Annotated in this window: 21 protein-coding genes; 7 read left to right on the top strand and 14 right to left on the bottom strand. The window is 62.1% G+C overall.

The features are described 5' to 3' along the window. Positions 1-138: 138 nt before the first annotated feature. From pstB to ACSQ17_RS11515, 4 genes are all read right to left on the bottom strand, one after another. A complete protein-coding gene (pstB, locus tag ACSQ17_RS11530; protein WP_436068717.1) occupies positions 139-972 on the bottom strand; it encodes a phosphate ABC transporter ATP-binding protein PstB in 834 nt (277 codons plus the stop codon). A gap of 63 nt (positions 973-1,035) precedes the next feature. Then, complete coding sequence (gene pstA, locus ACSQ17_RS11525; RefSeq protein ID WP_436068716.1) at positions 1,036-2,712, bottom strand: phosphate ABC transporter permease PstA; 1,677 nt, start codon at positions 2,710-2,712, stop codon at positions 1,036-1,038. Between the two features lie 15 nt (positions 2,713-2,727). Then, complete coding sequence (locus tag ACSQ17_RS11520) at positions 2,728-5,013, bottom strand: ABC transporter permease subunit (protein WP_436068715.1); 2,286 nt, start codon at positions 5,011-5,013, stop codon at positions 2,728-2,730. A 182-nt stretch (positions 5,014-5,195) separates the two neighbouring features. Next, the gene (locus tag ACSQ17_RS11515) at positions 5,196-6,164 is read right to left on the bottom strand and encodes a PstS family phosphate ABC transporter substrate-binding protein (RefSeq protein ID WP_436068714.1); all 969 of its coding nucleotides are present in this window, start codon (positions 6,162-6,164) and stop codon (positions 5,196-5,198) included. A gap of 307 nt (positions 6,165-6,471) precedes the next feature. Here ACSQ17_RS11515 and ACSQ17_RS11510 point away from each other — a divergent pair, with 307 nt between their 5' ends. Beyond that, positions 6,472-6,873: an acyl-CoA thioesterase gene (locus ACSQ17_RS11510; protein WP_233683195.1), complete on the top strand. Its 402-nt coding sequence runs from the start codon at positions 6,472-6,474 to the stop codon at positions 6,871-6,873. A 59-nt stretch (positions 6,874-6,932) separates the two neighbouring features. Here ACSQ17_RS11510 and ACSQ17_RS11505 read toward each other — a convergent pair whose 3' ends face one another. Then, positions 6,933-8,033, bottom strand: a complete 1,101-nt coding sequence (locus ACSQ17_RS11505; RefSeq protein ID WP_436068713.1) for a TRAP transporter substrate-binding protein — start codon at positions 8,031-8,033, stop codon at positions 6,933-6,935. A 196-nt stretch (positions 8,034-8,229) separates the two neighbouring features. On the opposite strand from ACSQ17_RS11505, the gene ACSQ17_RS11500 reads away from it, so the two are divergent. The 3 genes from ACSQ17_RS11500 to ACSQ17_RS11490 all read left to right on the top strand — a co-directional run bounded on the left by ACSQ17_RS11500 (position 8,230) and on the right by ACSQ17_RS11490 (position 11,145). Beyond that, positions 8,230-8,775, top strand: a complete 546-nt coding sequence (locus tag ACSQ17_RS11500; RefSeq protein ID WP_436068712.1) for a TRAP transporter small permease subunit — start codon at positions 8,230-8,232, stop codon at positions 8,773-8,775. Continuing rightward, a complete protein-coding gene (locus tag ACSQ17_RS11495) occupies positions 8,768-10,144 on the top strand; it encodes a TRAP transporter large permease (protein ID WP_436068711.1) in 1,377 nt (458 codons plus the stop codon). Before ACSQ17_RS11500 ends, ACSQ17_RS11495 begins: the two co-directional genes overlap by 8 nt. Positions 10,145-10,245: 101 nt before the next feature. Then, positions 10,246-11,145 carry a D-hexose-6-phosphate mutarotase gene (locus ACSQ17_RS11490; protein ID WP_436068710.1) on the top strand — a complete coding sequence of 300 codons (900 nt, stop codon included), beginning with the start codon at positions 10,246-10,248 and terminating at the stop codon, positions 11,143-11,145. 39 nt (positions 11,146-11,184) lie between these two features. Here the strand turns inward: ACSQ17_RS11490 and ACSQ17_RS11485 are convergent, their stop codons facing one another. The 5 genes from ACSQ17_RS11485 to purE form a co-directional block, all read right to left on the bottom strand. Beyond that, positions 11,185-11,652, bottom strand: coding sequence for an FAD/FMN-containing dehydrogenase (locus ACSQ17_RS11485; RefSeq protein ID WP_436068709.1), 468 nt, complete (start codon positions 11,650-11,652; stop codon positions 11,185-11,187). Positions 11,653-11,668: 16 nt separating this feature from the next. Continuing rightward, entirely contained in the window at positions 11,669-12,205 is a 537-nt protein-coding gene (locus ACSQ17_RS11480; protein ID WP_436068708.1) for a DUF3299 domain-containing protein, read from the bottom strand. Between the two features lie 31 nt (positions 12,206-12,236). Next, on the bottom strand, positions 12,237-12,482 hold the full coding sequence (locus ACSQ17_RS11475) for a GlsB/YeaQ/YmgE family stress response membrane protein (RefSeq protein WP_436068707.1): 246 nt from the start codon (positions 12,480-12,482) through the stop codon (positions 12,237-12,239). A 113-nt stretch (positions 12,483-12,595) separates the two neighbouring features. Then, positions 12,596-13,681: a 5-(carboxyamino)imidazole ribonucleotide synthase gene (locus ACSQ17_RS11470; RefSeq protein WP_436068706.1), complete on the bottom strand. Its 1,086-nt coding sequence runs from the start codon at positions 13,679-13,681 to the stop codon at positions 12,596-12,598. Further along, entirely contained in the window at positions 13,681-14,172 is a 492-nt protein-coding gene (gene purE / locus ACSQ17_RS11465; RefSeq protein WP_436068705.1) for a 5-(carboxyamino)imidazole ribonucleotide mutase, read from the bottom strand. The genes ACSQ17_RS11470 and purE overlap by 1 nt, the downstream gene beginning before the upstream one ends. Before the next feature lie 298 nt (positions 14,173-14,470). Here purE and ACSQ17_RS11460 point away from each other — a divergent pair, with 298 nt between their 5' ends. Together ACSQ17_RS11460 and ACSQ17_RS11455 are read left to right on the top strand one after the other, a co-directional pair. After that, positions 14,471-15,265, top strand: coding sequence for a hypothetical protein (locus ACSQ17_RS11460; protein WP_436068704.1), 795 nt, complete (start codon positions 14,471-14,473; stop codon positions 15,263-15,265). 102 nt (positions 15,266-15,367) lie between these two features. Further along, positions 15,368-16,360, top strand: coding sequence for an AraC family transcriptional regulator (locus ACSQ17_RS11455; protein ID WP_436068703.1), 993 nt, complete (start codon positions 15,368-15,370; stop codon positions 16,358-16,360). A gap of 119 nt (positions 16,361-16,479) precedes the next feature. Here the strand turns inward: ACSQ17_RS11455 and ACSQ17_RS11450 are convergent, their stop codons facing one another. Genes ACSQ17_RS11450 through ACSQ17_RS11435 form a run of 4 tightly spaced genes read right to left on the bottom strand, consistent with a single transcriptional unit; the run spans position 16,480 to position 20,672 of the window. Further along, a complete protein-coding gene (locus ACSQ17_RS11450) occupies positions 16,480-18,516 on the bottom strand; it encodes an LTA synthase family protein (protein WP_436068702.1) in 2,037 nt (678 codons plus the stop codon). Beyond that, positions 18,513-19,103 (bottom strand): hypothetical protein, encoded by a 591-nt coding sequence (locus ACSQ17_RS11445; protein WP_436068701.1) that lies wholly within the window; start codon positions 19,101-19,103, stop codon positions 18,513-18,515. Before ACSQ17_RS11445 ends, ACSQ17_RS11450 begins: the two co-directional genes overlap by 4 nt. After that, entirely contained in the window at positions 19,096-20,370 is a 1,275-nt protein-coding gene (locus ACSQ17_RS11440; RefSeq protein ID WP_436068700.1) for a sialidase family protein, read from the bottom strand. Before ACSQ17_RS11440 ends, ACSQ17_RS11445 begins: the two co-directional genes overlap by 8 nt. Continuing rightward, a complete protein-coding gene (locus tag ACSQ17_RS11435; protein WP_436068699.1) occupies positions 20,367-20,672 on the bottom strand; it encodes a PepSY domain-containing protein in 306 nt (101 codons plus the stop codon). Before ACSQ17_RS11435 ends, ACSQ17_RS11440 begins: the two co-directional genes overlap by 4 nt. Positions 20,673-20,907: 235 nt before the next feature. On the opposite strand from ACSQ17_RS11435, the gene ACSQ17_RS11430 reads away from it, so the two are divergent. After that, positions 20,908-21,948, top strand: a complete 1,041-nt coding sequence (locus tag ACSQ17_RS11430; protein ID WP_436068698.1) for a histone deacetylase family protein — start codon at positions 20,908-20,910, stop codon at positions 21,946-21,948. Positions 21,949-21,963: the final 15 nt, after the last annotated feature.

The raw sequence follows: 21,963 nt of genomic DNA, 5'->3' as shown, positions 1-21,963 counted from the left end.
TGCGCACAGCGCACCCTACACGTTGAGTTTCAGCACTAAGGCCCTTGGAAAATGCTCTCTGGCGCGAAGGGCGGGCGCTGACAGTACGAGTAGTACGGCAAGCGCGCCCGACAAAGCCAGGGAGTATTTGCCATGGCCTTAGCCGTAGCGGCCGGTGATGTAGTCTTCCGTCTGCTTCTTCGCCGGGTTGGTGAACAGCGTGTCGGTATCACCGAACTCGATCAGTTTGCCCATGTACATAAACGCCGTGTAATCCGACACCCGCGCCGCCTGCTGCATGTTGTGGGTGACGATGACGATGGTGTACTTGGATTTCAGTTCGTAGATCAGCTCTTCGACCTTCAACGTGGAGATCGGGTCGAGTGCCGAGCAGGGTTCGTCGAGCAGCAGCACTTCTGGCTGCACGGCGACGGTACGGGCAATCACCAGACGCTGTTGCTGACCGCCGGACAGGCCCAGTGCCGACTCGTGCAGCCGGTCCTTGACCTCGTCCCACAGCGCCGCGCTTTTCAGCGCCCATTCTACGGCTTCATCGAGCACGCGCTTCTGGTTGATGCCCTGGATGCGCAGGCCATACACCACGTTCTCGTAGATGCTCTTGGGGAACGGGTTGGGCTTCTGGAACACCATACCGACGCGGCGACGCAGTTCGGCCACGTCTTCGCCCTTGCGGTAGATGTTGTTGCCATCGAGGTTGATCTCGCCTTCGACGCGGCAGCCATCAACCAGATCGTTCATCCGGTTGAAGGTGCGCAGCAGGGTCGACTTGCCGCAACCGGACGGGCCGATAAAGGCCGTGACGCGCTGCTTGGGGATGGTCATCTTGACGTCAAACAGCGCCTGCTTGTCGCCGTAGTACAGGTTCAGGCCCGGTACGTCGATGGCCACGCGCTCCTTGCTCATGTCCAGACCCTGGCGATCACGGCCCAGGGCCGCCATGTCGATACCGTGTGTATGTGTTTCGTGCTGCATGGGATGCTCCCTACGCTAACAATTCGTCTATGCCGCCTAGCCATGGGCTGGGCGGTGTAAAAATTAGTGATCCAGCGCTTTGTACTTCTCGCGCAGGTGGTTACGCAGGTATACCGCACTCAAGTTGAGCAACGCGATGACCAGCACCAGCAGCAACGCGGTGGCATATACCAGCGGACGAGCGGCTTCGACGTTGGGGCTCTGGAAGCCGACGTCATAGATATGGAAGCCCAGGTGCATGATTTTCTGGTCCAAGTGCAGGTACGGGTAGTTGCCATCCACCGGCAGACTCGGGGCCAGCTTGACCACACCGACCAGCATCAGTGGCGCCACTTCACCGGCGGCACGCGCCACCGCGAGGATCAGGCCGGTCATCATGGCCGGGCTGGCCATCGGCAGTACCACGCGCCAAAGGGTTTCAACCTTGGTCGCCCCCAGGGCCAGGGAACCTTCACGCACCGCACGAGGAATCCGCGCCAGGCCTTCTTCAGTGGCAACGATCACCACTGGAACGGCAAGAATCGCCAGCGTCAGCGAGGCCCACAGCAGGCCCGGCGTACCAAAGGTCGGGGCTGGTGCCGCTTCCGGGAAAAACAGACTGTCAATCGAGCCACCCAGCACATAGACGAAGAAGCCAAGGCCGAACACGCCGTAGACGATCGCCGGTACACCGGCCAGGTTGTTTACCGCGATGCGAATCACCCGGGTCAGCGGCCCCTGCTTGGCATACTCACGCAGGTAGATGGCCGCTACCACACCGAACGGGGTGACAATCACGGCCATGATCAGGGTCATCATCACGGTGCCGAAGATCGCCGGGAATATGCCACCTTCGGTGTTGGCCTCACGGGGATCATCGCTGACGAATTCCCACAGTTTGGCGAAATAGAAACCGAGCTTATCGGCTACGCCCATGGCGTTGGGCTGGAAGGCGCGGACCACCTTACCCAGGCTCAGGCTGATCTCGCGGCCATCGACGCTGCGCACGGTCACACTGTCGCGGTTGAACGCCTTGTTGAGGGCGATCAACTCAGTTTCCAGGACCTTGTATTCGGCATCCCACTGGGCACGCTCGGCGTCCAGCTCAGCCTGGGCCACTGCATCCAGCTTGCCCTGCAGCTCCAGTTTGCGGGTCTGCAGGCGAATGCGTTCAAGGCCGGCGTTGATTCGACCAATGTCCTTCTTCTCCAGGCGTACCAGCTGCGCGTGCAGCTGGTCGACACGCGTCAGGCGCTCCTGCAGGGCCGCCCAGCTGGCATCACCCTCAGCGACCAGTTCGCCGTTTTCCTTGACGTTGACCAGGTAGCCGTAGAAGTTGCCCCACTCACGGCGCTCGAAGGCCGTGAGGTTTTCCGGGGTACGCGGGTTGCTCAGCCACTCGCCCACCACCCAGGTGAAGTCCGCACCATACAGGTCACGGTTACCCACCTTGAACAGTTCGCGGGTCATGAACTCGCCGCCTTCACTATCCACCGGCAGGCCGGAAGCGGCCAGGCGCGCGCGCGGTACCTCTTCGATCTGGGTAATCTCGCCGGCCATTACCTTGGCTTCCTGACCCGGAATCCGGTAATCGGCCTCAACGATATCCGCCGGCCAGAAGTGGCCGAGGCCGCGCACGGCAATCACCATCAGCAGGCCCAGGGTCATGATCACCGCAATCGACACCGCGCCGGCGTTCATCCAGATCCAGGGCGTACCGCTCTTGAACCAGGTTTTCAGGTTGTTCTGTTTCACGGACATATACCTTCCCAAGCCTTAGAGCGAGGCGTACTTGACGCGCAGACGCTGGCGCACCAGTTCTGCCAGGGTGTTCATGACAAAGGTGAAGGTCAGCAGCACCAGCGCCGACAGGAACAGCACGCGGTAGTGCGTACCACCCACCTCGGATTCGGGCATTTCCACCGCCACGTTGGCGGCCAGGGTGCGCAGGCCTTCGAAGATGTTCATGTCCATGATCGCGGTGTTGCCGGTGGCCATCAGCACGATCATGGTTTCGCCCACGGCGCGGCCCATGCCGATCATGATCGCCGAGAAGATGCCCGGACTGGCGGTAAGGATCACCACGCGGGTCAGGGTCTGCCAAGGCGTGGCACCCAGGGCCAGAGAGCCAAAGGTCAGGCTTTTCGGCACACTGAACACGGCGTCTTCAGCAATCGAATAGATGTTCGGGATCACTGCAAAACCCATGGCCAGGCCCACGACCAGGGCGTTGCGCTGATCGAAGGGGATGCCCAGGTCATTGCTCAGCCACATGCGCATGTTGCCGTCGAACAGCCAGTTCTCCAGGTGCCCGCTCATGCTCAATGAGACATAGCCCACCAGCAGGATCACCGGGATCAGCAGGGCCGATTCCCAACCGTCCGGCACGCTCAGGCGAATCGACTCAGGCAGGCGACTCCACAGGTAACCGGCCAACAGGATGCCGATAGGGGTGAAAATCAGCAGGCTGAAGATGCCCGGCAGATGCCCCTCCACATAAGGCGCGAGGAACAGACCGGCGAAGAAGCCGAGGATCACCGTCGGCAGCGCTTCCATCAGCTCAATCACCGGCTTGACCTTACGGCGCATGGCCGGCGCCATGAAGTAGGCGGTGTAGACGGCCGCGGCAATCGCCAGCGGTGCAGCCAGGAGCATGGCGTAGAAGGCGGCCTTCAGCGTACCAAAGGTCAGCGGTGCGAGGCTCAGTTTGGGCTCGGCGTCGGTGTTGGCCGACGTGGACTGCCAGACATAGCCTGGTGCGTCGTAGTTTTCGTACCACACCTTGCCCCACAGCGAGCTCCAGGAAATTTCCGGGTGCGGATTGTCGACCACGAAGCGTTGCAGTTTGCCGTCCGCTTCCACCAGCACGCGGTTGGCGCGCGGCGACAGGGCGGCCATGGCCTGGCCCTCGGCTACTGGCTCGACCAGCAGGGTACGGTGTGCGGTGCTGTGGAAAATACCCAGGTTGCCCTTGGCATCCATCGCAATAAAGCCCTTGCGACGTTCTTCCGGGAGGATCTGCACAATCGGGTTACCGGCCATCTGGAAGCTGCGAATCGGCTTGAGCACGGCTTTGCCGTCGGCATCACGCACCATGAACCATTGCTGGATCGCACCACTGCTGTCACCAATCATCAGCGAGATACCGCCAAGCAGTGCGGTGGCGTTGGTGACTTCCAGCTTGCCATCTTCCAGCAGTTTGTAGCGGCCGTTGAGGCTCTTGCCGCGTAGGTCGAAGACATCCGCCGTGCTGCGGCCGTTGACCACATACAGCCACATCTGACGCGGGTCGATGATCAGTGCCTTGATCGGCTCGGCGATCTGCGGCAGGGCCAGGCGCTCTTCGCTGAGCGTCACTTCGCCAGTCATCAGGTTTTCTTCGCGGCCCAGGCTCAGCACATGCAGTTCGGTGCCGGTGGAGCCCGCCAGCATCAGCGTACCGCTGTTCAGGCTGAGGCCAACATGATCCAGCGCGCGGCCCTGCGGATCGAGGCTGATCGGTGCCTCACCGAAGGGGTATTCGATGCTCGGATTGATGGTCTTCACGTCGTTCGGGTAGGTGATCTTGTAGACATGCTGGAACACCAGCACCTGGCCGTTGGACAGGCCCAGGGCCACGCGGTTGCTACCCGGCTGGTCCTTGCCCAGCGCGACGATCTGGGTACCCGCGGGAATCGGCAGCTGCTGCGCATTCAGCGCCTGCATGCTCTTGGCGTCGAAGAATTGCACCTTACCGTTCTGATCCAGGCGCATGGCGACCTGATTCTGCTCTTCCAACGTCAGCAGCAGCGGTGCGCCGGTCTCACTCAGCCAGGGCGCGCTGACCGCCTTGCGGCTTTCCAGGCTGGCGCCCTGGAACATCGGCAACACCACGTAGGCCAGGTAGAAGAAGATCAGGGTGATCGCCCCGAGGACGGCCAGGCCGCCTACGGATACGGCCCAGCGGGCGAAGCGATCTTTCAGCGCACGGATACGGCGTTTGCGCTGCAGGGCTGGGGTGTTGAAGTCCAGCCCGAGGGATTTGGAGGTGGCGGTCATGGTTTCACTAGCCAAGTCATTCATAGGTAAGAGCGTCTCTGCGCAGCCATGAGCGCGCCATAGTGAGTTCTGTCGCTATACGAGGTGCCTAATCTAGCCTTCTTGTATGACAGAAAAGTTACAGCGCTTTGACAAAGCAATGCCCACCTGTCGTAAACGAAGGCGGGCATGCGAGTTACCTAGCGTCCTTGCCAGTCAGGCGATCCTTACAGACCCAGTTCCTGGATGGTTTTATCGACCACTTTCTTCGGCAGCGGGATGTAGCCGTCTTTGACTACGACTTCCTGGCCTTGCTTGGACAGCACCAGCTTGATGAACTCGGCATCCAGCGGGTTCAGCGGCTTGTTCGGCGCCTTGTTGACGTAGACGTAGAAGAAGCGCGCCAGCGGGAACTTGCCAGCCAGGGCGTTGGCTTCGTTGGCGTCAAAGGCTTCGCCGCCTTTCTTCGACAACGGCACGGTCTTCACGCTGGAGGTCTTGTAGCCAATGCCCGAGTAACCGATGGCATTGAGGGTGCTGGAGATCGACTGCACCACGGAAGCCGAACCCGGCTGCTCGTTGACGTTGGCCTTGAAGTCACCTTTACACAGGGCTTCTTCCTTGAAGTAGCCGTAGGTGCCGGACACCGAGTTGCGACCGAACAGCTGGATCGGCTTGGCCGCCCACTCACCAGTCAGGCCCACATCGCCCCAGGTTTTGATATCGGTGGCGCCACCGCACAGACGGGTGCTGGAGAAGATCGCATCAACCTGGGCGATATCCAGGCTCTTGATCGGGTTGTCTTTGTGCACGAACACCGCCAGGGCATCGATGGCCACCGGCACGGCAGTCGGCTTGTAGCCGTACTTCTCTTCGAACGCCTGGATTTCGGCATCCTTCATCGCACGGCTCATCGGGCCCATGCTGGCAGTGCCTTCGGTCAGCGCGGGTGGCGCGGTGCTCGAGCCGGCGGCCTGGATCTGGATGTTGACGTTCGGGTATTCCTTTTTGAACTCTTCAGCCCACAGGGTCATCAGGTTGGCCAGGGAGTCGGAGCCGACGCTGGACAGGTTGCCCGATACGCCGGAGGTCTTGGTGTAGCTCGGCAGAGCCGGGTCAACAGCAGCAACCGCAGTGGCGGTGGCAACGCCAGCGGCGACAAATGTCATGGCCGCCATCAAACGCTTAAGTTTCATGCCTTACTCCTGGAAAACTAGTGTTGGATTGAACGGGGCCAGTATCTGCAGGCCGTATGACGACTGTATGTAATCAATATGACAGTTAGATGAACGCCAGCAGGTTTTCTCGCCGTCATGCACCGCCCGGCAATGATCGCCAGCAAAGCGCCATGGTCGCCCTGCGACTGCCGAGTCGTTATACTCGCACCGCCCGCACTCCCGCGGGCCTGCCGGGCCAACCCGCGATCGCCGCAGAGCCAGACTCGCCGCCAGCGCCAAGCCCTGCACCGCGCCAATAAAAACAACCGCGCCGCGAGCCTATCCGATGCACGATTTCGAACAGGAAGACCCCATCCCGCAAGGCGACCTGGCTTTGCAGATCACCGCGCTGCCGCGTGAAACCAACGGATTTGGCGATATTTTCGGCGGCTGGCTGGTGTCGCAGATGGACCTGGCCGGCACCGCCATGGCCAGCAAGGTCGCCGGCGGCCGGGTAGCCACCGTGGCCATCGACCGCATGGCCTTTCTGGTGCCTGTGGCAGTCGGCGCACAGCTGTCGTTCTACACGCAGACGGTCGAAGTGGGCCGCAGCTCGATTCAGATGCTGGTCGAGGTGTGGAGCGACGATCCACTGTCCAGCGAATGGCGCAAGGTCACCGAAGCCGTATTCGTATTCGTCGCCATCGACGGCAGCGGGCGTACTCGCCCGGTGCCGGCACGGCGCTGATTGCCGATGGTGAAACGAAAACGCCGGCTATAGGCCGGCGTTTTGCTGTGCACTAAGAATCAGCTACGGATGTTGTAGATGTCTTTCTCGTTCATCTCGGCATAGTCATACAGCCGCTTGAGATAGGCCTTCTGCTGGGCCCACACCTTGCTTGCCACCGGGTCAGCAGCGGCACTGGCATCGACCACTTCGGCGGCCACTTCCTTAAGCTTGGCCAGCACCTCATCCGGTAGACGCCGCACTTCTACGCCCTCGCCCTTGAGCTGTTCCATGGCTTCCATATTGCGCGCGTTGTAGTCGTCGAGCATGTCACCGTTCACATCGCGGGCAGCAGCACGAACGATGGCCTGCAGGTCCGCCGGGAGGGTTTCCCAGGCCTTGATGTTGACGTCCAGCTCAAAGGTCACGTTCGGCTCTTGCCAGCCCGGGGTGTAGTAGTACTTGGCGGCTTTGTGCAGGCCCAGGGCCTGGTCGTTGTATGGGCCGATCCACTCGGTGGCGTCGATGGCACCGGTTTGCAGCGCAGTGAAGATCTCACCGGCCGGCATGTTGACCACGGTACCGCCCATCTTGGTCAGCACTTCGCCGCCCAGACCTGGGGTGCGCATCTTCAGGCCCTGGAAATCGGCCACGCCGTTGATTTCCTTGTTGAACCAACCGGCAGTCTGCACACCGGTCGCGCCGCAGGCCATCGGCAGCACGCCGAACGGCTTGTAGGTTTCTTCCCACAGCTGCATGCCGCCACCACGGTGCAGCCAGGCATTCATTTCCTGGGCATTGGGGCCAAACGGCAGCGCGCAGAAAAACTGCGCCGCAGGCACTTTGCCTTTCCAGTAGTAGGGCGCGCCATGGCCCATCTCTGCGGTGCCACGGGATACCGCGTCAAACACTTCCAGCGCCGGCACCAGTTCGCCCGCCGCATAGACCTTGATCTTCAGGCGACCGTTGCTCATTTCTTCAACCAGTTTGGCGAAGCGTTCGGCGCCCACGCCCACACCGGGGAAGTTCTTTGGCCAGGACGTGACCATTTTCCAGTTGAAGGTCTGAGCGCTCGCGCCCTCTTGAGGCTTGCCAGCGGTATCCGCCTCTTGCTTGCAACCGGCCAAAGCCGTGGCTGCAAGGCCGACACCGGCTGCTGCGAGAATTTGACGACGTTTCATGCAAAGCTCCTTTATTGTTGTAATGGTCTGACCACAGGATCGCCGCAGGCAGACCGAGCCTGACTACCATAGGGGTAAGTGACTCTCAAGCCTAGCGGATACAACTAAAGTTGTAGTGCCATTGCCGCACGCCAGAAGGCCTGCCTAGAATCGCCGGCCTGCCAACAAAGCCCCATAACCATAAGAAGGACTCACAATGTCCGATAAGCCCCCACGCCTGCTCGGCCTTGCTCATCTGATCGACTCGTTCAATGCCCGCTTCGGCAAAGCCTGTTCCTGGCTGACGCTGTTTTTGGTTCTGGGCACCGCTATCGTGGTGGTGCTGCGTTACGGTTTCGGCATTGGTGCCACTGCCTTGCAGGAAGCCGTGCTGTACGGCCATGCACTGGTATTTATGGGCGCTGCCGCCTGGGTTTTGCAACGCAATGGCCACGTGCGTGTCGACATCTTCTACCAGAAATTCAGCCCACGCCGGAAAGCCCTGGTCGACAGCCTCGGCACCCTGTTCTTCCTGTTGCCGGTCTGCCTGTTCCTTGGCTGGAGCAGCTGGGACTACGTCAGTAACTCCTGGTCGACTCTGGAAGGCTCCAGCGAATCGGGCGGCCTGAAGTTCGTCTACTTGCAGAAGAGCATCATCCTGGTGCTGGTCGTCAGCCTGGTTCTGCAAGGAATCTCCGATTTGATCAAATCCGCCAACATCCTCACCGGACGGCTGCAGGCTGCGGAGGTGCAACATGGCTGAGTTAATGGCAATCCTGCTGTTTATCAGCATCTGCGCGGCTTTGATGGCCGGCTATCCGGTGGCCTTCACCCTGGCAGGTGTGTCGCTGGCCTTCGCCGGCATCGGCGTGCTCACCGGCACCTTCGATGGTGGTTACCTGAGTGCCCTGCCCAACCGTCTGTTTGGCATCATGAACAACCAGACCATGCTGGCAGTGCCGTTGTTTGTGTTTATGGGGGTGATGCTGGAGAAATCCAGAGTCGCCGAAGATTTGCTGGAGTCCATGTCGCGACTGTTCGGCACGCTGCGCGGCGGTCTGGCAATTTCAGTCTGCGTGGTCGGTGCGCTGCTCGCCGCCAGTACCGGCATCGTTGGCGCCACCGTGGTGACCATGGGCTTGCTGGCTCTGCCCACCATGCTGCGCCGTGGTTACGATCCCGCCATTTCCACCGGTACCCTGGCCGCGACAGGCACCCTGGGGCAAATCATTCCGCCGTCCATCGTGCTGGTATTACTCGGTGACGTGATGTCCAGCGCCTACCAACAGGCGCAGCTGAAGATGGGCATCTTCTCGCCCAAAACCGTATCGGTCGGCGATCTGTTTGTCGGTGCGCTGCTACCCGGCCTGCTGTTGGTGGGGCTGTATATCGTCTACATCATTGGCGTGGCGATCTTCCAGCCGAAGAAACTGCCCGCACTGCCGCAGAAAGAGCTGGGCCCGATTGAATGGGGCAGGCTGATCAAGGCGCTGGTACCACCGTTGCTGCTGATCGGTGCGGTACTCGGCTCGATCCTCGCCGGTTACGCCACCCCGACTGAAGCCGCCGCACTGGGTGCGTTGGGTGCCATGCTGCTGGCCTTCTATAAAGGCAAGCTGAACTTCGGCCAGCTGCGCGAAGTGGCCTACGGAACCACCGAAATCAGCGCCATGGTGTTCCTCATCCTGATTGGTGCCTCGCTGTTCTCTCTGGTATTCCGTGGTTTCGGCGGCGAAGCCCTGATCGAGGACGTCTTTGCCCAGCTGCCTGGCGGCGTACTGGGTGCGTTCTTCCTGGTGATGCTGGTGATCTTCCTGCTCGGCTTTATCCTCGACTTTATCGAGATCACCTTCGTGGTGGTACCGATTGTCGGCCCGGTATTGCTGGCCATGGGCCTGGACCCGATCTGGCTCGGGGTGATGATCGCGCTCAACCTGCAGACTTCATTCCTGACCCCGCCGTTCGGCTTCGCGCTGTTTTACCTGCGCGGCGTCACCCCGGCCTCGGTGCCCACCAGCACCATCTACAAAGGCGTGGTGCCGTTTATCCTGCTTCAGCTCTTGCTGCTAGTGATTGCTTACCAGTTCCCTGGGCTGATCACCTGGCTACCGGAGCAGGTGTACGGCAAGTAAACCGCCGCTGTTACAGCACAACGCCCGTTACTGACGGGCGTTTTGCTTTCTGCAGTCAAGCTGCGCTCCAATAGCCACTTTAATCGCCTGTGAGCCGCACCATGGTCAGATCCGCTGTTGAACGCCTTGAACTGGACGAACTGACCTGCTGGCGCGTGCGCCATGGTGCCAATGAGCTGCTGATCAGCCAGCAGGGCGCGCAGATTCTCAGCTATCAGCAGGATGACCAGCCGCCGCTGATCTGGCTCAGCGAGCAGGCTGCCTACAAGCGTGGGCAAGGCGTACGCGGCGGTGTACCGGTGTGCTGGCCCTGGTTCGGCAACCTGCAACGCAACCCGCAAACGGTGCAGGCCATGCATCGGCAACCAGACGCTGCGCCCGCCCACGGCCTGGTGCGCAGCCTCGACTGGCAGCTACAAGGCATCGATCAGCATGATGATGGCGTCCAGCTGGAATTCGTCTACAACAGCACCACCCAACCGCTGACCGACTGGCCCCACGCGGCTGAACTGCGCCTGAGGGTTCGCCTGGATAAGCACCTGCACATCCAGCTGAACAGCCGCAACCTGGGCGACACACCGCTGGCCATCAGTCAGGCGCTGCACAGCTACTTTGCCGTCAGCGATATCCGCAACATCGCGGTCGAAGGCCTGCACGGCTGCCGTTATATCGAAACCCTGGAAGACTGGCATCAACGCCAGCAGGACGGTCTGCTGACATTTAACAGCGAAACCGACCGCATCTACCTCGATACGCCCGCACACCTGAGCATCCACGACCACGCCTGGCAGCGGCGCATCCAACTGCACAGCAGCGGCTCGAATTCGGCAGTACTGTGGAACCCCTGGATCGAAAAAGCCCAGCGCCTGTCACAGTTCGCCAGTGATGCCTGGCAGGGCATGTTGTGTATCGAACACGCCAACGTCATGGACGACATTCGCGTGCTGAACGCCGGGCAGCAGCACCAGCTCGACCTGAGCCTGTGGGCTGAGCGGGTATAAGAGAGGTCTAACTGGCGAGTAACGGCACCGGCAATGCGCTCACTGCCCCACCGCCTCCAATGCCTTCGCCAACTCGGTAGCATCGGTAAAACTACGCTGCCCCTGTAGCTGGCCCTGGCGCAGGTCGAGCCAGAGCACGCTGGCAGTGTCCGCCGGGTAGCGGGGGACGATACGGGCGTCGCGGTCGAGGAGGATGCGGTAGTTGTAGTCACGCATCTTGGGGAGGGCGAACAGGCTGGCGATCACCGTAGGCATGCGGCTGATGTCGGCAAGAAATACGGTATGGCGCTGCTCCAGATAGCCCTTGGGCTTGCCCTGCAGGGCGACGTCGACCAGTTTGGCGGCGTCCATGCTACGGGCTACCAGCAGTACTTGCAGTTGATCGTCCAGGGTGTAGGCCTGATCGTGCTGATCGAGCAGGGTCCAGGGCGCCAGACGGTCACCGGTTTCCAGGGCCATGCTGGTGGCGGAGAACAGGCATAGCAGCAGAGCGATGGCGGCTTTCATGGTGGGCACTCCGGTCTTATAAGTCATCATCGGTCACCACTCTAACCACATCTGCCTGCATGGCATATGCGGCGTCTGCCAATTCATTGTTGACCTGTTCGATCTTCAGCGTACCGCTGACCCAGAGCGGCGCGTAGATGTCTTCAAGCTCAATGCCTTTTGGGTAGCGCACCAGCACCAGTTGATTGGGTGGCGGCGGCGGCACGTGGATGCAGGCGCCGGGGTAGGGAACCAGGAAGAACAGCGTGCTATGGCCCTTGCTGTCGGTTTCCAGTGGCACCGGATAGCCGCCCAGGCGCACCGCCTTACCGTCGAAGGCCGCGACGGTTTTTGTCGAGTACATGACCGCCGGCAGGTTCTGATCCTGCTGCTTGAGGCCACCGGGGTTGTAGAAGCCGCTGTCCTGCTCGAGGCCCTGGTGACTGATCTCCGGCATGTCTTCCAGGGCCTGGCGGTCTTCCGGTGGCATCAGCTCCAGCCAATCGGTTTCCGGCAACTCGGCGCAGGCCAGGGTGCTGAGCAGCAACAGAGGTAACAACAGATAGCGCATCAATAGGCTCGCAAGGCAGCAGGATGAACGAGCATCAGCCCTTTTTGACAGCGCCGTAGATGATCAGCAGCACCACCGCGCCGATCACCGCGCCGATAAAGCCGGCGGTTTCACCGACCTGGTAGATACCCAATCCCTGGCCGCCGTAGGTAGCGGCAATGGAGCCGCCAATGCCCAGCAGGATGGTCATGATCCAGCCCATGCTGTCGTTGCCGGGTTTGATAAAGCGCGCGATCAGGCCAACGATCAGACCGATAAAAATGATGCCGATAATGCTCATGGTGCGTCACTCCGCGTGTGTTGCAGGGGCCAATACTGGCGTTAAGCAATCAGACGGAAAGCCGCCGCCAAGGTTCCCGCTGCGGCGGCCGGTGAGGCGGCCGCAGCGGTTTTTCAGCCCTTGGCGATCAGCGCTTCGACAGCCGCGATCTGTTGATCCAGAGTCGCGCGATCGGCACAGCGCAGGGTGGCATGGCCAACCTTGCGCCCGGCCTTGAAGGCCTTGCCGTAGTGGTGCAAGCGGCAGTCGGCGATGGCAATCACCTGCTCCACCGGCGGCACGCTGCCAATAAAGTTGAGCATCGCGCTCTCGCCGACCTTGGCAGTCGAACCCAGCGGCAGGCCGGCAACAGCACGCAGGTGGTTTTCGAACTGGCTGCACTCGGCGCCTTCGATGGTCCAGTGCCCGGAGTTGTGCACGCGCGGGGCGATTTCGTTGGCTTTCAGGCCACCGTCGACTTCGAAGAACTCGAAGGCCAGCACGCCAACATAGTCGAGCTGCTTGAGCACACGACCGACATAATCCTCGGCCAGCGCCTGCAACGGGTGATCGGTACTGGCAATAGACAGCGCCAGCACGCCGCTGTCGTGGCGGTTATGCACCAGCGGGTAGAAACGGGTTTCGCCATCACGGGCGCGCACCGCCACCAGCGAGACTTCGCCGGTAAACGGCACGAAGCCTTCGAGGATGCACGGCACACTGCCCAGTTCGGCAAAGGCGCCTACGACATCTTCTGGTTTGCGCAGAACCTTCTGGCCCTTGCCGTCGTAGCCCAGGGTGCGGGTCTTCATCACCGCCGGCAGGCCAATGCTGGCCACAGCGGCGTCGAGATCGGCTTGCGACTGGATATCGGCGAAATCCGGGGTCGGAATGCCGAGGTCCTTGAACATCGACTTCTCGAACCAGCGATCACGGGCGATACGCAGGGCGTTGGCCGAGGGATAGACCGGCACGAACTGCGAGAGGAAGGCCACCGTCTCAGCCGGCACGCTTTCAAACTCGAAGGTCACCAGATCGACTTCATCGGCCAGCTGGCGCAGGTGATCCTGATCGCCATAATCGGCGCGGATATGCTCGCCCAGCGCGGCGGCGCAGGCATCCGGCGCAGGGTCGAGGAAGGCGAAGTTCATCCCCAGCGGCGTACCTGCCAGGGCCAACATGCGGCCCAGCTGGCCGCCACCGATTACGCCGATCTTCATTACGCGTTCCTCGGATCCGGATTTTCCAGTACAGATTCGGTTTGCTCGGTGCGGAACGCCTTCAGCCGCTCGTGGAACTGCGGGTGCTGGTGACCAAGGATGCTCGCGGCGAGCAGCGCGGCGTTGACGGCACCGGCCTTGCCGATGGCCAGGGTGGCGACCGGAATGCCAGCCGGCATCTGCACGATCGACAGCAGCGAATCGACGCCCGACAGCACGGCCGATTGCACCGGCACGCCAAGTACCGGCAGGTGGGTCTTGGCTGCACACATGCCCGGCAGGTGCGCGGCGCCGCCAGCACCGGCGATGATCACCTGAATGCCGCGTTCTTCAGCCTGTTCGGCGTACTGGAACAGCAGGTCCGGGGTGCGGTGGGCAGACACCACCTTCACTTCGTACGGAATGCCCAGCTTGTCCAGCATCTCGGCGGTGTGGGTAAGGGTGGACCAATCGGACTTGGAGCCCATGATCACGCCAACCAGTGCGCTCATCGTCGTGCCTCTTCTCAAATTGGCGCCCGCAGGCGCGGCAAAAACCAACAAGCCACGCGGGAGGACCGGCGTGGCTTGTATGCGATTTCCAGCCGGTGCGACCGGCCAAAGGCCGCGCAGTATACCGTAAAGCCTCGCCAGGCGGGCACCCGCGCCAACCGTTTGTCGAGGCACAGGCCAAGGCTCACCTCTCCCCACCAGTGCAGCGCGCGGTAGACGTCACGAGCGGACTTCGCGCACAAATCTGTTGTAACACTCTGGCTATACTGGAGGCCCTTTCATCATTAAGGACGCCACCATGACAAGGCTGTCACTGCTACTCGCCGCTTCACTGCTCACCTTCAATGCCAGCGCCCTGGAACTGGCCAAATACCCGCAGGTATTCAATGCCGGCAAAGGCATCAGCGTCACCGTTGCGCCGAGCAGCGATGGCAAGCAGGCGCTGATCCAGGTCAGCGGGATCAACCACCCGCTGGATGAAGTGGTGCTGCTGAGCGAGGTGAACGAACGCGGCAACGATGAGCTCGACTACACCACCACCCTCAATGGCAGCGCCTACAACCTGCTGCTCAAGCGCCAGGGCTGGGGCGGCGAACAGTACCAGCTGTACCTGCCGAGCACCGATGGTTTCGAGCTGGGCTTCGACGAGAGCAAGAGCAAGGAAGCCAAGCCGGCCAATCTGCTGGCCCTGTACGAACAGCAGATGAAAAAAGGCGTTCAGGACAAACTCAGCCGCTTTGACCGTGAGCAGCGCCTGGCCGACTTCAGCGCCCAGCTGCAAAAGATCGACCAGGATGCCTCGAAAGCCTGTGATACGCCGCTGCATACCCAGGTTGACTGGCAAGCCATTGACGATGACAAGCTCAAGCGCCTGAGCGTGCCGAGCTTCTGCGGTGAAGTGGTCAACCAACTGGCCAATCTGTGTCAGAACGATGCCGACTACAAGGCAGAGGCCAAAAGCCTGAAAACCGTGGAATGCAGCTTCGCCGCGAAGCTCAAGCTGCGCGAAAACGAGGCAACCCTGACCTTCACCACCCACGAAGAAGCACCCAATCAGGGCGATTTTATCAACGCGTTCCTGCGCAATCGCTGAATTGCGCCTGCCCGCAGCGACCCGCACCGTGCAGGGTCGCTGCCAGACCGCGGCATAGTTCTTGCCTCATTACCGGCATTCTGAACAGTTGCGGTCACCCCGATGTTGCATGCCCACCTGACCACCCTGCATGTGGTTTCGCAAATCCTTGAAATCTTTGCCCACCAACCTGAACTGACCGAGCCACTGCTGGCCGGCAGCGGCATTGCGGCGGCTGATCTGGCCTGCGCCGACACCCGCATCACCCGCACTCAGGAATTGCAGGTCTGCGCCAATGCCCTGCTGCTGCGCAGTGACCTGGGCCTGGAGCTGGGCCGGCGTATGCATGTGTCGGCCTATGGCATGGTCGGTTACGCCGCCCTGTCGAGTGCCACCTTTGGTGACGCCTGGCGGCTGATGCTGCACTACCCGGCCCTGCTCGGCACCTACTTCAAACTGGATATGCAGCTCGAAGGCGACTTGGCCTGGGTCAGCGCCAGCGACTACCAGCACGCGCCGGCGCTGGAGGTGTTCAACCTGGAAATGTGCCTGGCCTCGCTCAAGCTGATCAGTGATGACCTGCTCGGCCAGCCCCTGCCCCTCAGCGCAGCGCAGTTTCGCTATGGCGAACCCGACTACAGTGCCCGCTACCAGCACAGCTTTGCCTGCCCGCTGCAATTCGAAGCGCCGCGCAATGCCTTCGCCTTCCCCGCCAGCTGGTTGCAGCAACCCTTACCCCTGGCCGATGCGGTCACCCACCGGGAAATGCTCGACCGCTGCCGCAAACAGAACGCCGAATTCACCACCCGTCAGGCCTGGCTCGGGCGCATTCGCCAGTTGCTGACTGAACAGCTGACCGCGCCGCCTGGCCTGGAACAGCTGGCGCAGCAGATGCATTGCTCACCGCGCACCCTGCGCCGGCACCTGCAGGAGCTGGGCACGCACTATCAGGAACTGCTCGACGAGCTGCGTTTCGAACGGGCGAAAACCCTGCTCGGCCAGGAAGACTGGCCGATTTGCCGGATTGCCGAATACCTCGGCTTCAGCGAAACAGCCAGTTTCCGCCACGCCTTTCAGCGCTGGAGCGGCGTGCCGCCGAGCCGTTTTCGCGCCTGAGACCTAACGGTTCGTACAGCCGTTTGCATCGTTATCGAGCAGCGTTTGTGGGCGGTGCGCATGGCGCACCCTACGAGCCGGCGCGTGCCTTTGTAGGGTGCGCCGTGCGCACCGAATCCTCAGTCCTCCACCTGCACGTTGCGGTACATCTGCAAGCGCGCGGTTTCATGCAAGCCACGACTCAGCGCCAGCAGGCGCTGAAACTCTTGCGGGTGCTGCTCGGCGACGTTATCGCGCGGCGTCAGCGAGCGCAGGTCGTGCAGGGTCGGTGAGCTGCCGTCGTGCTGCATTTGCACGAGGAAATCACGGGTCACCGCGCCAATCACCGGGAAGGTGCCTTCCTGCAACACCAGCGGCACCACGCGCTCACCTTCCGGCGTAGGCAGTTGCAAGTCGCGACCGAGGCCGCCGTTGTCGAAGGGTACACCGACCAGCCCGGCCACGGTCGGCAATAGGTCGGCCAGGCCCACGGCCGCGTCGAACTCGCGCGGCGCCAGCCATTTCGGCGCGTGGATCAGCAGCGGCACGTTGTTGCTCTCCAGCCCCAGCTGCTCGAAGGCTGGCGCCATGTGCGGGATCTGACTGATGCGGGTGTTGTGGTCGCCGAAGAAGACGAAAATGGTGTCGTCGTAGAAGCCCTGTTCCTTGGCCAACTGCATCAGGCGGCCGATATTGAAGTCCAGCAGACGCACGGCGTTGTACTGCTCGACGCTGCGCGAGCCGGCCTGCTGTACCTGTTCCAGGGGCAGGTCGAGCGCCTCGAAGCCGTCATTGTCCTTGGGGATGGTGAAGGGCCGGTGGTTGCCGGAGGTCTGCAGGTAGGCGAAGAAGGATTTGTCCTTCGGCAGAGCGCCGAGAATCTGCGAACTCTCCTTGAAGAAATCCAGGTCGGAAATGCCCCACACGTCCACCTGCGGCGACTGCCAGTGGCGTTCCTCGTAGAGCTGTACACCGTCGATGCTCTGGCGGATCAGCGCATTGATGTTGGCCCAGCCGGCGTTGCCACCGATCATGTAGAACTTCTCATAGCCGTCGAGCGCGTTGATCAGCGTGCGCTGCCGGGCGATCAGCGGGTTGCGCGTGGCGGTCTCCTGGCGCGATACATCGGGAATGCCGGTGATGCTCGCCCACACCGTCTTGGCGGTGCCGGTCACCGGCACGTAGAAGTGGCGGAAGAACCAGCTTTCCCTGACCAGACGATCCAGATTCGGCGTCGGGTTCAGCGGGTTACCGTAGGCACCCACGGCGCTGGTGCCGAGGGATTCGAGCATGACGAAAACCACATTCGGCGGGCGCTCAGCCTGGATGCGGTGCGCCTGCACGGGCTGGTGGCGGAAAAAATTCAGGCCCTGTGCATCACGCTCGCTGACGCCCAGGTAATCGGCCACCACCTCGTAATGCTCGCGCGTGACGGCTTCGTCGAAGGCGGCGGGCTCCAGCGTGAGGGTGTCGAAGAGAAACAGCGCCGGATTGATCCCGAGTGCGCCGATCTGGCTGTTGCCGCTGTAGAAGGCGTCGCTCCAGCGCAGCGGCACCGGGTTTTCCAGGTTCAGTGCACTGGCGCGACCGAGCAGACCGAAGAACACCAGCACGCCCACCACCGCCGCACCGCCGATTGCCGGCAACACGCCGACGCGTTGCGCTTGCGGTCGATCCAGGGTGACGCGCTCCAGGCGCAGCAGCGCCCAGGTCCACAGCGTTACGCCCGCCAGCCAGGCCAGGGTGATCCACAGCACCGGATAGGTCTGCCAGAGCATGCCGGCGGAGATCTGCGCATCGCCGGCAAAGCGCAACACCGTGGCGTTGAGGCGCACGCCCAGGTAGGCGTAGTGGCCAAAATCGATGATGTACAGCAGGCCCAGCGCGGCCACGGCCAACAGCAGATAGCCGCGCAGCAGCCAGCGCACCGCGCGGAAACGCGCCAGACGCAGCTTCGGCAGCGCCAGCAAGATGCCGACCGGCAGCATCAGCAGCAGGGCCAGGCGCAGGTCGAAGCGCAGGCCGATGCCGAGGGTGGGCAGCACATCCGGCTCGCTGATGCTATCGACGGCGGAAAACCCCAGCAGAAACAGCCCGCGCAGGGCGGCGAAGAGCACGAACAGCAGCGCCGTCAGACCTGCCAGGTAATGCAGGCGTCGGGATTTCAGCCAGCTCATGCGAGGCTCCTTGTCGCTCGGGTCAGCAACCCGCGCACAGCGGCGCTGAGCAACACGCCCAGGCTGTAGAGGGCCAGGTAGGGGTCAATCAGATAATCCCAGTAGTTTTCCGAGGCGTTCAGGCGCAGGGTGAAGGCCAGGGTCGCCAGCACCAACGCCAACGCGCCAAGCCAGCTGCGTTGGATGACCAGCACCAGGCTCAGCAAGCCCAGCACCAGCAACATCGGCCGCGGCTCGAAGCCCAGCTGATATGGGTCGCTGTAGCTCAACCCCAAGGCCGCTGGGTAAAGCAGCACACCCAGGCCGGCGAACAGCGCCAGGCTGGCCAGGCGATCACGGGGGGCGGCACCCGGCAAGCCAAAACGACACAGCATCGCCCAGCTCAGCAGCACCAGGCTGCTGATCGACAGGTCACCGATATAGGTGCGCAACTGCAGCGCCAGGCTGATGCCCTGCACCGGCAGCAGGCTCAGCAGCAGACTGCCCGCCAGCAGGATGCCGCGCTGCGCCGCATTGCGCGCCAGTCGAACGAAGATCAGGAAAACCAGCAGAGTGAAGGCCAGGTGCGGCAACCAGAAGTCAGTCATGTGGGCGGCGCTCCGTCAGCCAGGCTTCATTGAAGGCCAGGTGCTTGATAAACATGTCGTTCCACGAATAGACCAAGTGATACGTGCCATCGGTGTCACGGGTGAAATAGGGGTATTCGTAATCGAAGTCGCACCCCGTCGGGCTGCACATCCGGGCACTGACCTGCTCAAGAAAGCGCGCCTCCTGCTCGGGGCGGCCGCCGCTGGCGCGGAACTTCTCGCGGATCACCGTCGGGAAGTCCGCCGGCGCAATGGGTTCCCCCCAAGGGTTGGGGCTTTCATCCAGCTCACCGAGGGTGCGCCAGTTCGCCAGCTGGCTGTCGGTGGCGTAGAGGGTCAGGCGGAAGCGACCATCCTCCAGATCATTCATCGCCACCAACAGGCTGCCATCGGGACGACCGACGGCGGCCAGCGATGAGTTGGGGTTGCTCGGTTCCAGCGGTTGCGGCGTACTCCAGGTGCGGCCGCTGTCCGTCGTGTGGCTGGCCAGCACGCGATGGTACTGCTCACCGGCATAGCGCAGCAGCGCCACCGCACGCTGTTCATCCAGCGCCACCACCGTTGGCTGCAACGAGTAGCGGCCCTTGCCGATGCGGTACTTGCCCAACACCTTGCCATCCGCGCTCAGGTGCAGGTACTCGGGAAACTTGCCGAGGAACTCGTGATACACCGGCAAACCGATGCTGCCGTCGGCATGGAACACGGGGGTGGCGCGTACCAGGGTGCTGATGTTGAGGAATGGGCTGGTGACCAGTTGCCGGGGCGCCGACCAGGTGGCCCCGAAATCATCGGACACCATGGCGTTGACCGCACTGCCGGCCCAGCCGCCAATCGACACCGAGACGTAGAACAGCCACAGGCGGTTGTCCGGTGCCAGGCTGATCACCGGGTTGCCGAGTTTGCGGATGTGCTTGCCGACGGCGCGCTGGGTCGACTCGCGACTCGCGAGTACGCGCTCGGCACCCCACTGGTTGCTGCCGGCGTCGAAACGCGCGGCGCGAATCTGTACGTCGGCCGCGCCCTCGCGGCTACCGGCAAACCAGACAGCCATCAGGTCGCCACCCGGCAGGCCGGTGATCGATGCAGAGTGAACGAAGTCGTCCATGTCCGATGAGGCGAAGCGCGCCCTGAATGCCGGCGCGCTGACCGGCGCCGCTGCGGTGCTGGCAAAGGCGGCCGGCGGCTGCGCCGGTACGCGGTACCAGGCCAGGGCAAACAGCACCAACACGGCCATGAGCGATACCGGCAGGACAAACTGCCTGGTCATGGCTTGGCCACATGCGCGGTGGCGACTTCAGCCACGGGCGTGGCGTCGACCGGGTTGTAATAGATTTCAACTTTCTTGCCGTTGCCGTCGAGGCCGTAGACCTCGTAGCAATTACCCGGGGTGATGCGGAACTTGGTGATTTGCAGCCCCTGACTTTTCATCTGCTGGCGAAAGTGTGATTCGTTCATCCAGCTGGCGCGGTCAGCGCTTGGGCATTCCACATCCGCCAGCACGGGCGTGGCCAGCCACGCGCACAGCAGCGGCAACACCTGGCGTGGCAACTTGCGAGTCTGATTGAGCATGCTCTGCCCCCTTGTCGGCAATGAAGGGGCAGAGCCCCGGCGGGGCGCACCATGCGATTTGCAGGCTTAAGAAAAGCTTAAGACTCATGGCTTGTTACAGTTTGCGCGGCGCCATCAGCGCTCGGCGGCCGCCAAATTTGGCCATTTCGATCCCCTTTTGGCCGTTGCCAGCGTTCTCCATCCGGGCGTGCAGGCGAACAATGCAGACACAACAACAAGCCTGGAGCCGTTTCACATGCTCACCTTTTACAGCGACGACCATCACCTGCACCACGGCAGCTGCGAGCTGATCGACGGCCAGCTGATGCCCTGTTTCGAGAAACCGCAACGCGCCGACCATATCCTGGCGCGCGTCCAGCATCGCCAGCTCGGTGAAGTACGCCCGCCGCAGGATTTCGGCCTGGCGCCGATTGAGCGTATTCACAGCGCCGCTTATCTGGACTTCTTCAAGGGTGCCTGGGCACGCTGGCAGGCGCAGAACGGCAACGGTGACCTGCTGCCCTTCACCTGGCCGGCACGCACCCTGCGTCAGGTCATCCCGAATGATTTGCATGGCCAGCTCGGCTATTACAGCTTCGACGGCGGCGCACCGATTACCGCCGGCACCTGGCAGGCGGCTTACAGCGCCGCGCAGGTGGCGCTAAGTGCCCAGGCGGAAATCGCCAACGGCGCCCATAGCGCCTTCGCCCTGTGCCGGCCGCCAGGTCACCATGCCGCTGGCGAGCTGATGGGTGGCTACTGCTACCTGAACAACGCCGCCATCGCCGCCCAGGCCTTCCTCGATCAGGGCCACAAGAAAGTCGCCATCCTCGACGTCGACTACCACCACGGCAACGGCACTCAGGACATCTTCTACAGCCGCAATGATGTGCTGTTCGCCTCGATCCACGGCGACCCGGCCGAAGAGTTTCCGTTCTTCCTCGGCTATGCCGATGAACGCGGCGAGGGGGCCGGCGAAGGCTGCAACTTCAACTACCCGTTGCCGATGGGCAGCCCGTGGGACGTGTGGAGCGCCGCGCTGGACGACGCCTGCCAGCGGATTGCCGAATACGGTGCTGAAGTGATTGTGGTGTCGCTGGGCGTGGACACCTTCAAGGACGACCCGATTTCTCAGTTCAAGCTCGACAGCCCGGATTACCTGGCCATGGGCCAACGCATCGCTGCCCTCGGCAAGCCGACGCTGTTCGTCATGGAAGGCGGTTATGCGGTGGAAGCCATCGGCGTCAACGCCGTCAACGTACTGGAAGGTTTCGAAGCAGCTCACGTACAGGCCTAGCCAACACAACATCAA

Origin of the sequence: Pseudomonas sp. LjRoot71 (assembly GCF_964253255.1) — a bacterium.
Classification (GTDB): Bacteria; Pseudomonadota; Gammaproteobacteria; order Pseudomonadales; family Pseudomonadaceae; genus Aquipseudomonas.
Note: the sequence above shows the minus strand (reverse complement) of the source record. Positions and strands in the feature narration are given on the sequence as shown.

Excerpts from the sequence above, each read along its gene's own strand:
- pstB (WP_436068717.1), bottom strand. The coding sequence starts at position 972 with ATGCAGCACGAAACACATACACACGGTATCGACATGGCGGCCCTGGGC.
- pstA (WP_436068716.1), bottom strand. The coding sequence starts at position 2,712 with ATGTCCGTGAAACAGAACAACCTGAAAACCTGGTTCAAGAGCGGTACG.
- ACSQ17_RS11520 (WP_436068715.1), bottom strand. The coding sequence starts at position 5,013 with ATGAATGACTTGGCTAGTGAAACCATGACCGCCACCTCCAAATCCCTC.
- ACSQ17_RS11515 (WP_436068714.1), bottom strand. The coding sequence starts at position 6,164 with ATGAAACTTAAGCGTTTGATGGCGGCCATGACATTTGTCGCCGCTGGC.
- ACSQ17_RS11510 (WP_233683195.1), top strand. The coding sequence starts at position 6,472 with ATGCACGATTTCGAACAGGAAGACCCCATCCCGCAAGGCGACCTGGCT.
- ACSQ17_RS11505 (WP_436068713.1), bottom strand. The coding sequence starts at position 8,033 with ATGAAACGTCGTCAAATTCTCGCAGCAGCCGGTGTCGGCCTTGCAGCC.
- ACSQ17_RS11500 (WP_436068712.1), top strand. The coding sequence starts at position 8,230 with ATGTCCGATAAGCCCCCACGCCTGCTCGGCCTTGCTCATCTGATCGAC.
- ACSQ17_RS11495 (WP_436068711.1), top strand. The coding sequence starts at position 8,768 with ATGGCTGAGTTAATGGCAATCCTGCTGTTTATCAGCATCTGCGCGGCT.
- ACSQ17_RS11490 (WP_436068710.1), top strand. The coding sequence starts at position 10,246 with ATGGTCAGATCCGCTGTTGAACGCCTTGAACTGGACGAACTGACCTGC.
- ACSQ17_RS11485 (WP_436068709.1), bottom strand. The coding sequence starts at position 11,652 with ATGAAAGCCGCCATCGCTCTGCTGCTATGCCTGTTCTCCGCCACCAGC.
- ACSQ17_RS11475 (WP_436068707.1), bottom strand. The coding sequence starts at position 12,482 with ATGAGCATTATCGGCATCATTTTTATCGGTCTGATCGTTGGCCTGATC.
- ACSQ17_RS11470 (WP_436068706.1), bottom strand. The coding sequence starts at position 13,681 with ATGAAGATCGGCGTAATCGGTGGCGGCCAGCTGGGCCGCATGTTGGCC.
- purE (WP_436068705.1), bottom strand. The coding sequence starts at position 14,172 with ATGAGCGCACTGGTTGGCGTGATCATGGGCTCCAAGTCCGATTGGTCC.
- ACSQ17_RS11460 (WP_436068704.1), top strand. The coding sequence starts at position 14,471 with ATGACAAGGCTGTCACTGCTACTCGCCGCTTCACTGCTCACCTTCAAT.
- ACSQ17_RS11455 (WP_436068703.1), top strand. The coding sequence starts at position 15,368 with ATGTTGCATGCCCACCTGACCACCCTGCATGTGGTTTCGCAAATCCTT.
- ACSQ17_RS11450 (WP_436068702.1), bottom strand. The coding sequence starts at position 18,516 with ATGAGCTGGCTGAAATCCCGACGCCTGCATTACCTGGCAGGTCTGACG.
- ACSQ17_RS11445 (WP_436068701.1), bottom strand. The coding sequence starts at position 19,103 with ATGACTGACTTCTGGTTGCCGCACCTGGCCTTCACTCTGCTGGTTTTC.
- ACSQ17_RS11440 (WP_436068700.1), bottom strand. The coding sequence starts at position 20,370 with ATGACCAGGCAGTTTGTCCTGCCGGTATCGCTCATGGCCGTGTTGGTG.
- ACSQ17_RS11435 (WP_436068699.1), bottom strand. The coding sequence starts at position 20,672 with ATGCTCAATCAGACTCGCAAGTTGCCACGCCAGGTGTTGCCGCTGCTG.
- ACSQ17_RS11430 (WP_436068698.1), top strand. The coding sequence starts at position 20,908 with ATGCTCACCTTTTACAGCGACGACCATCACCTGCACCACGGCAGCTGC.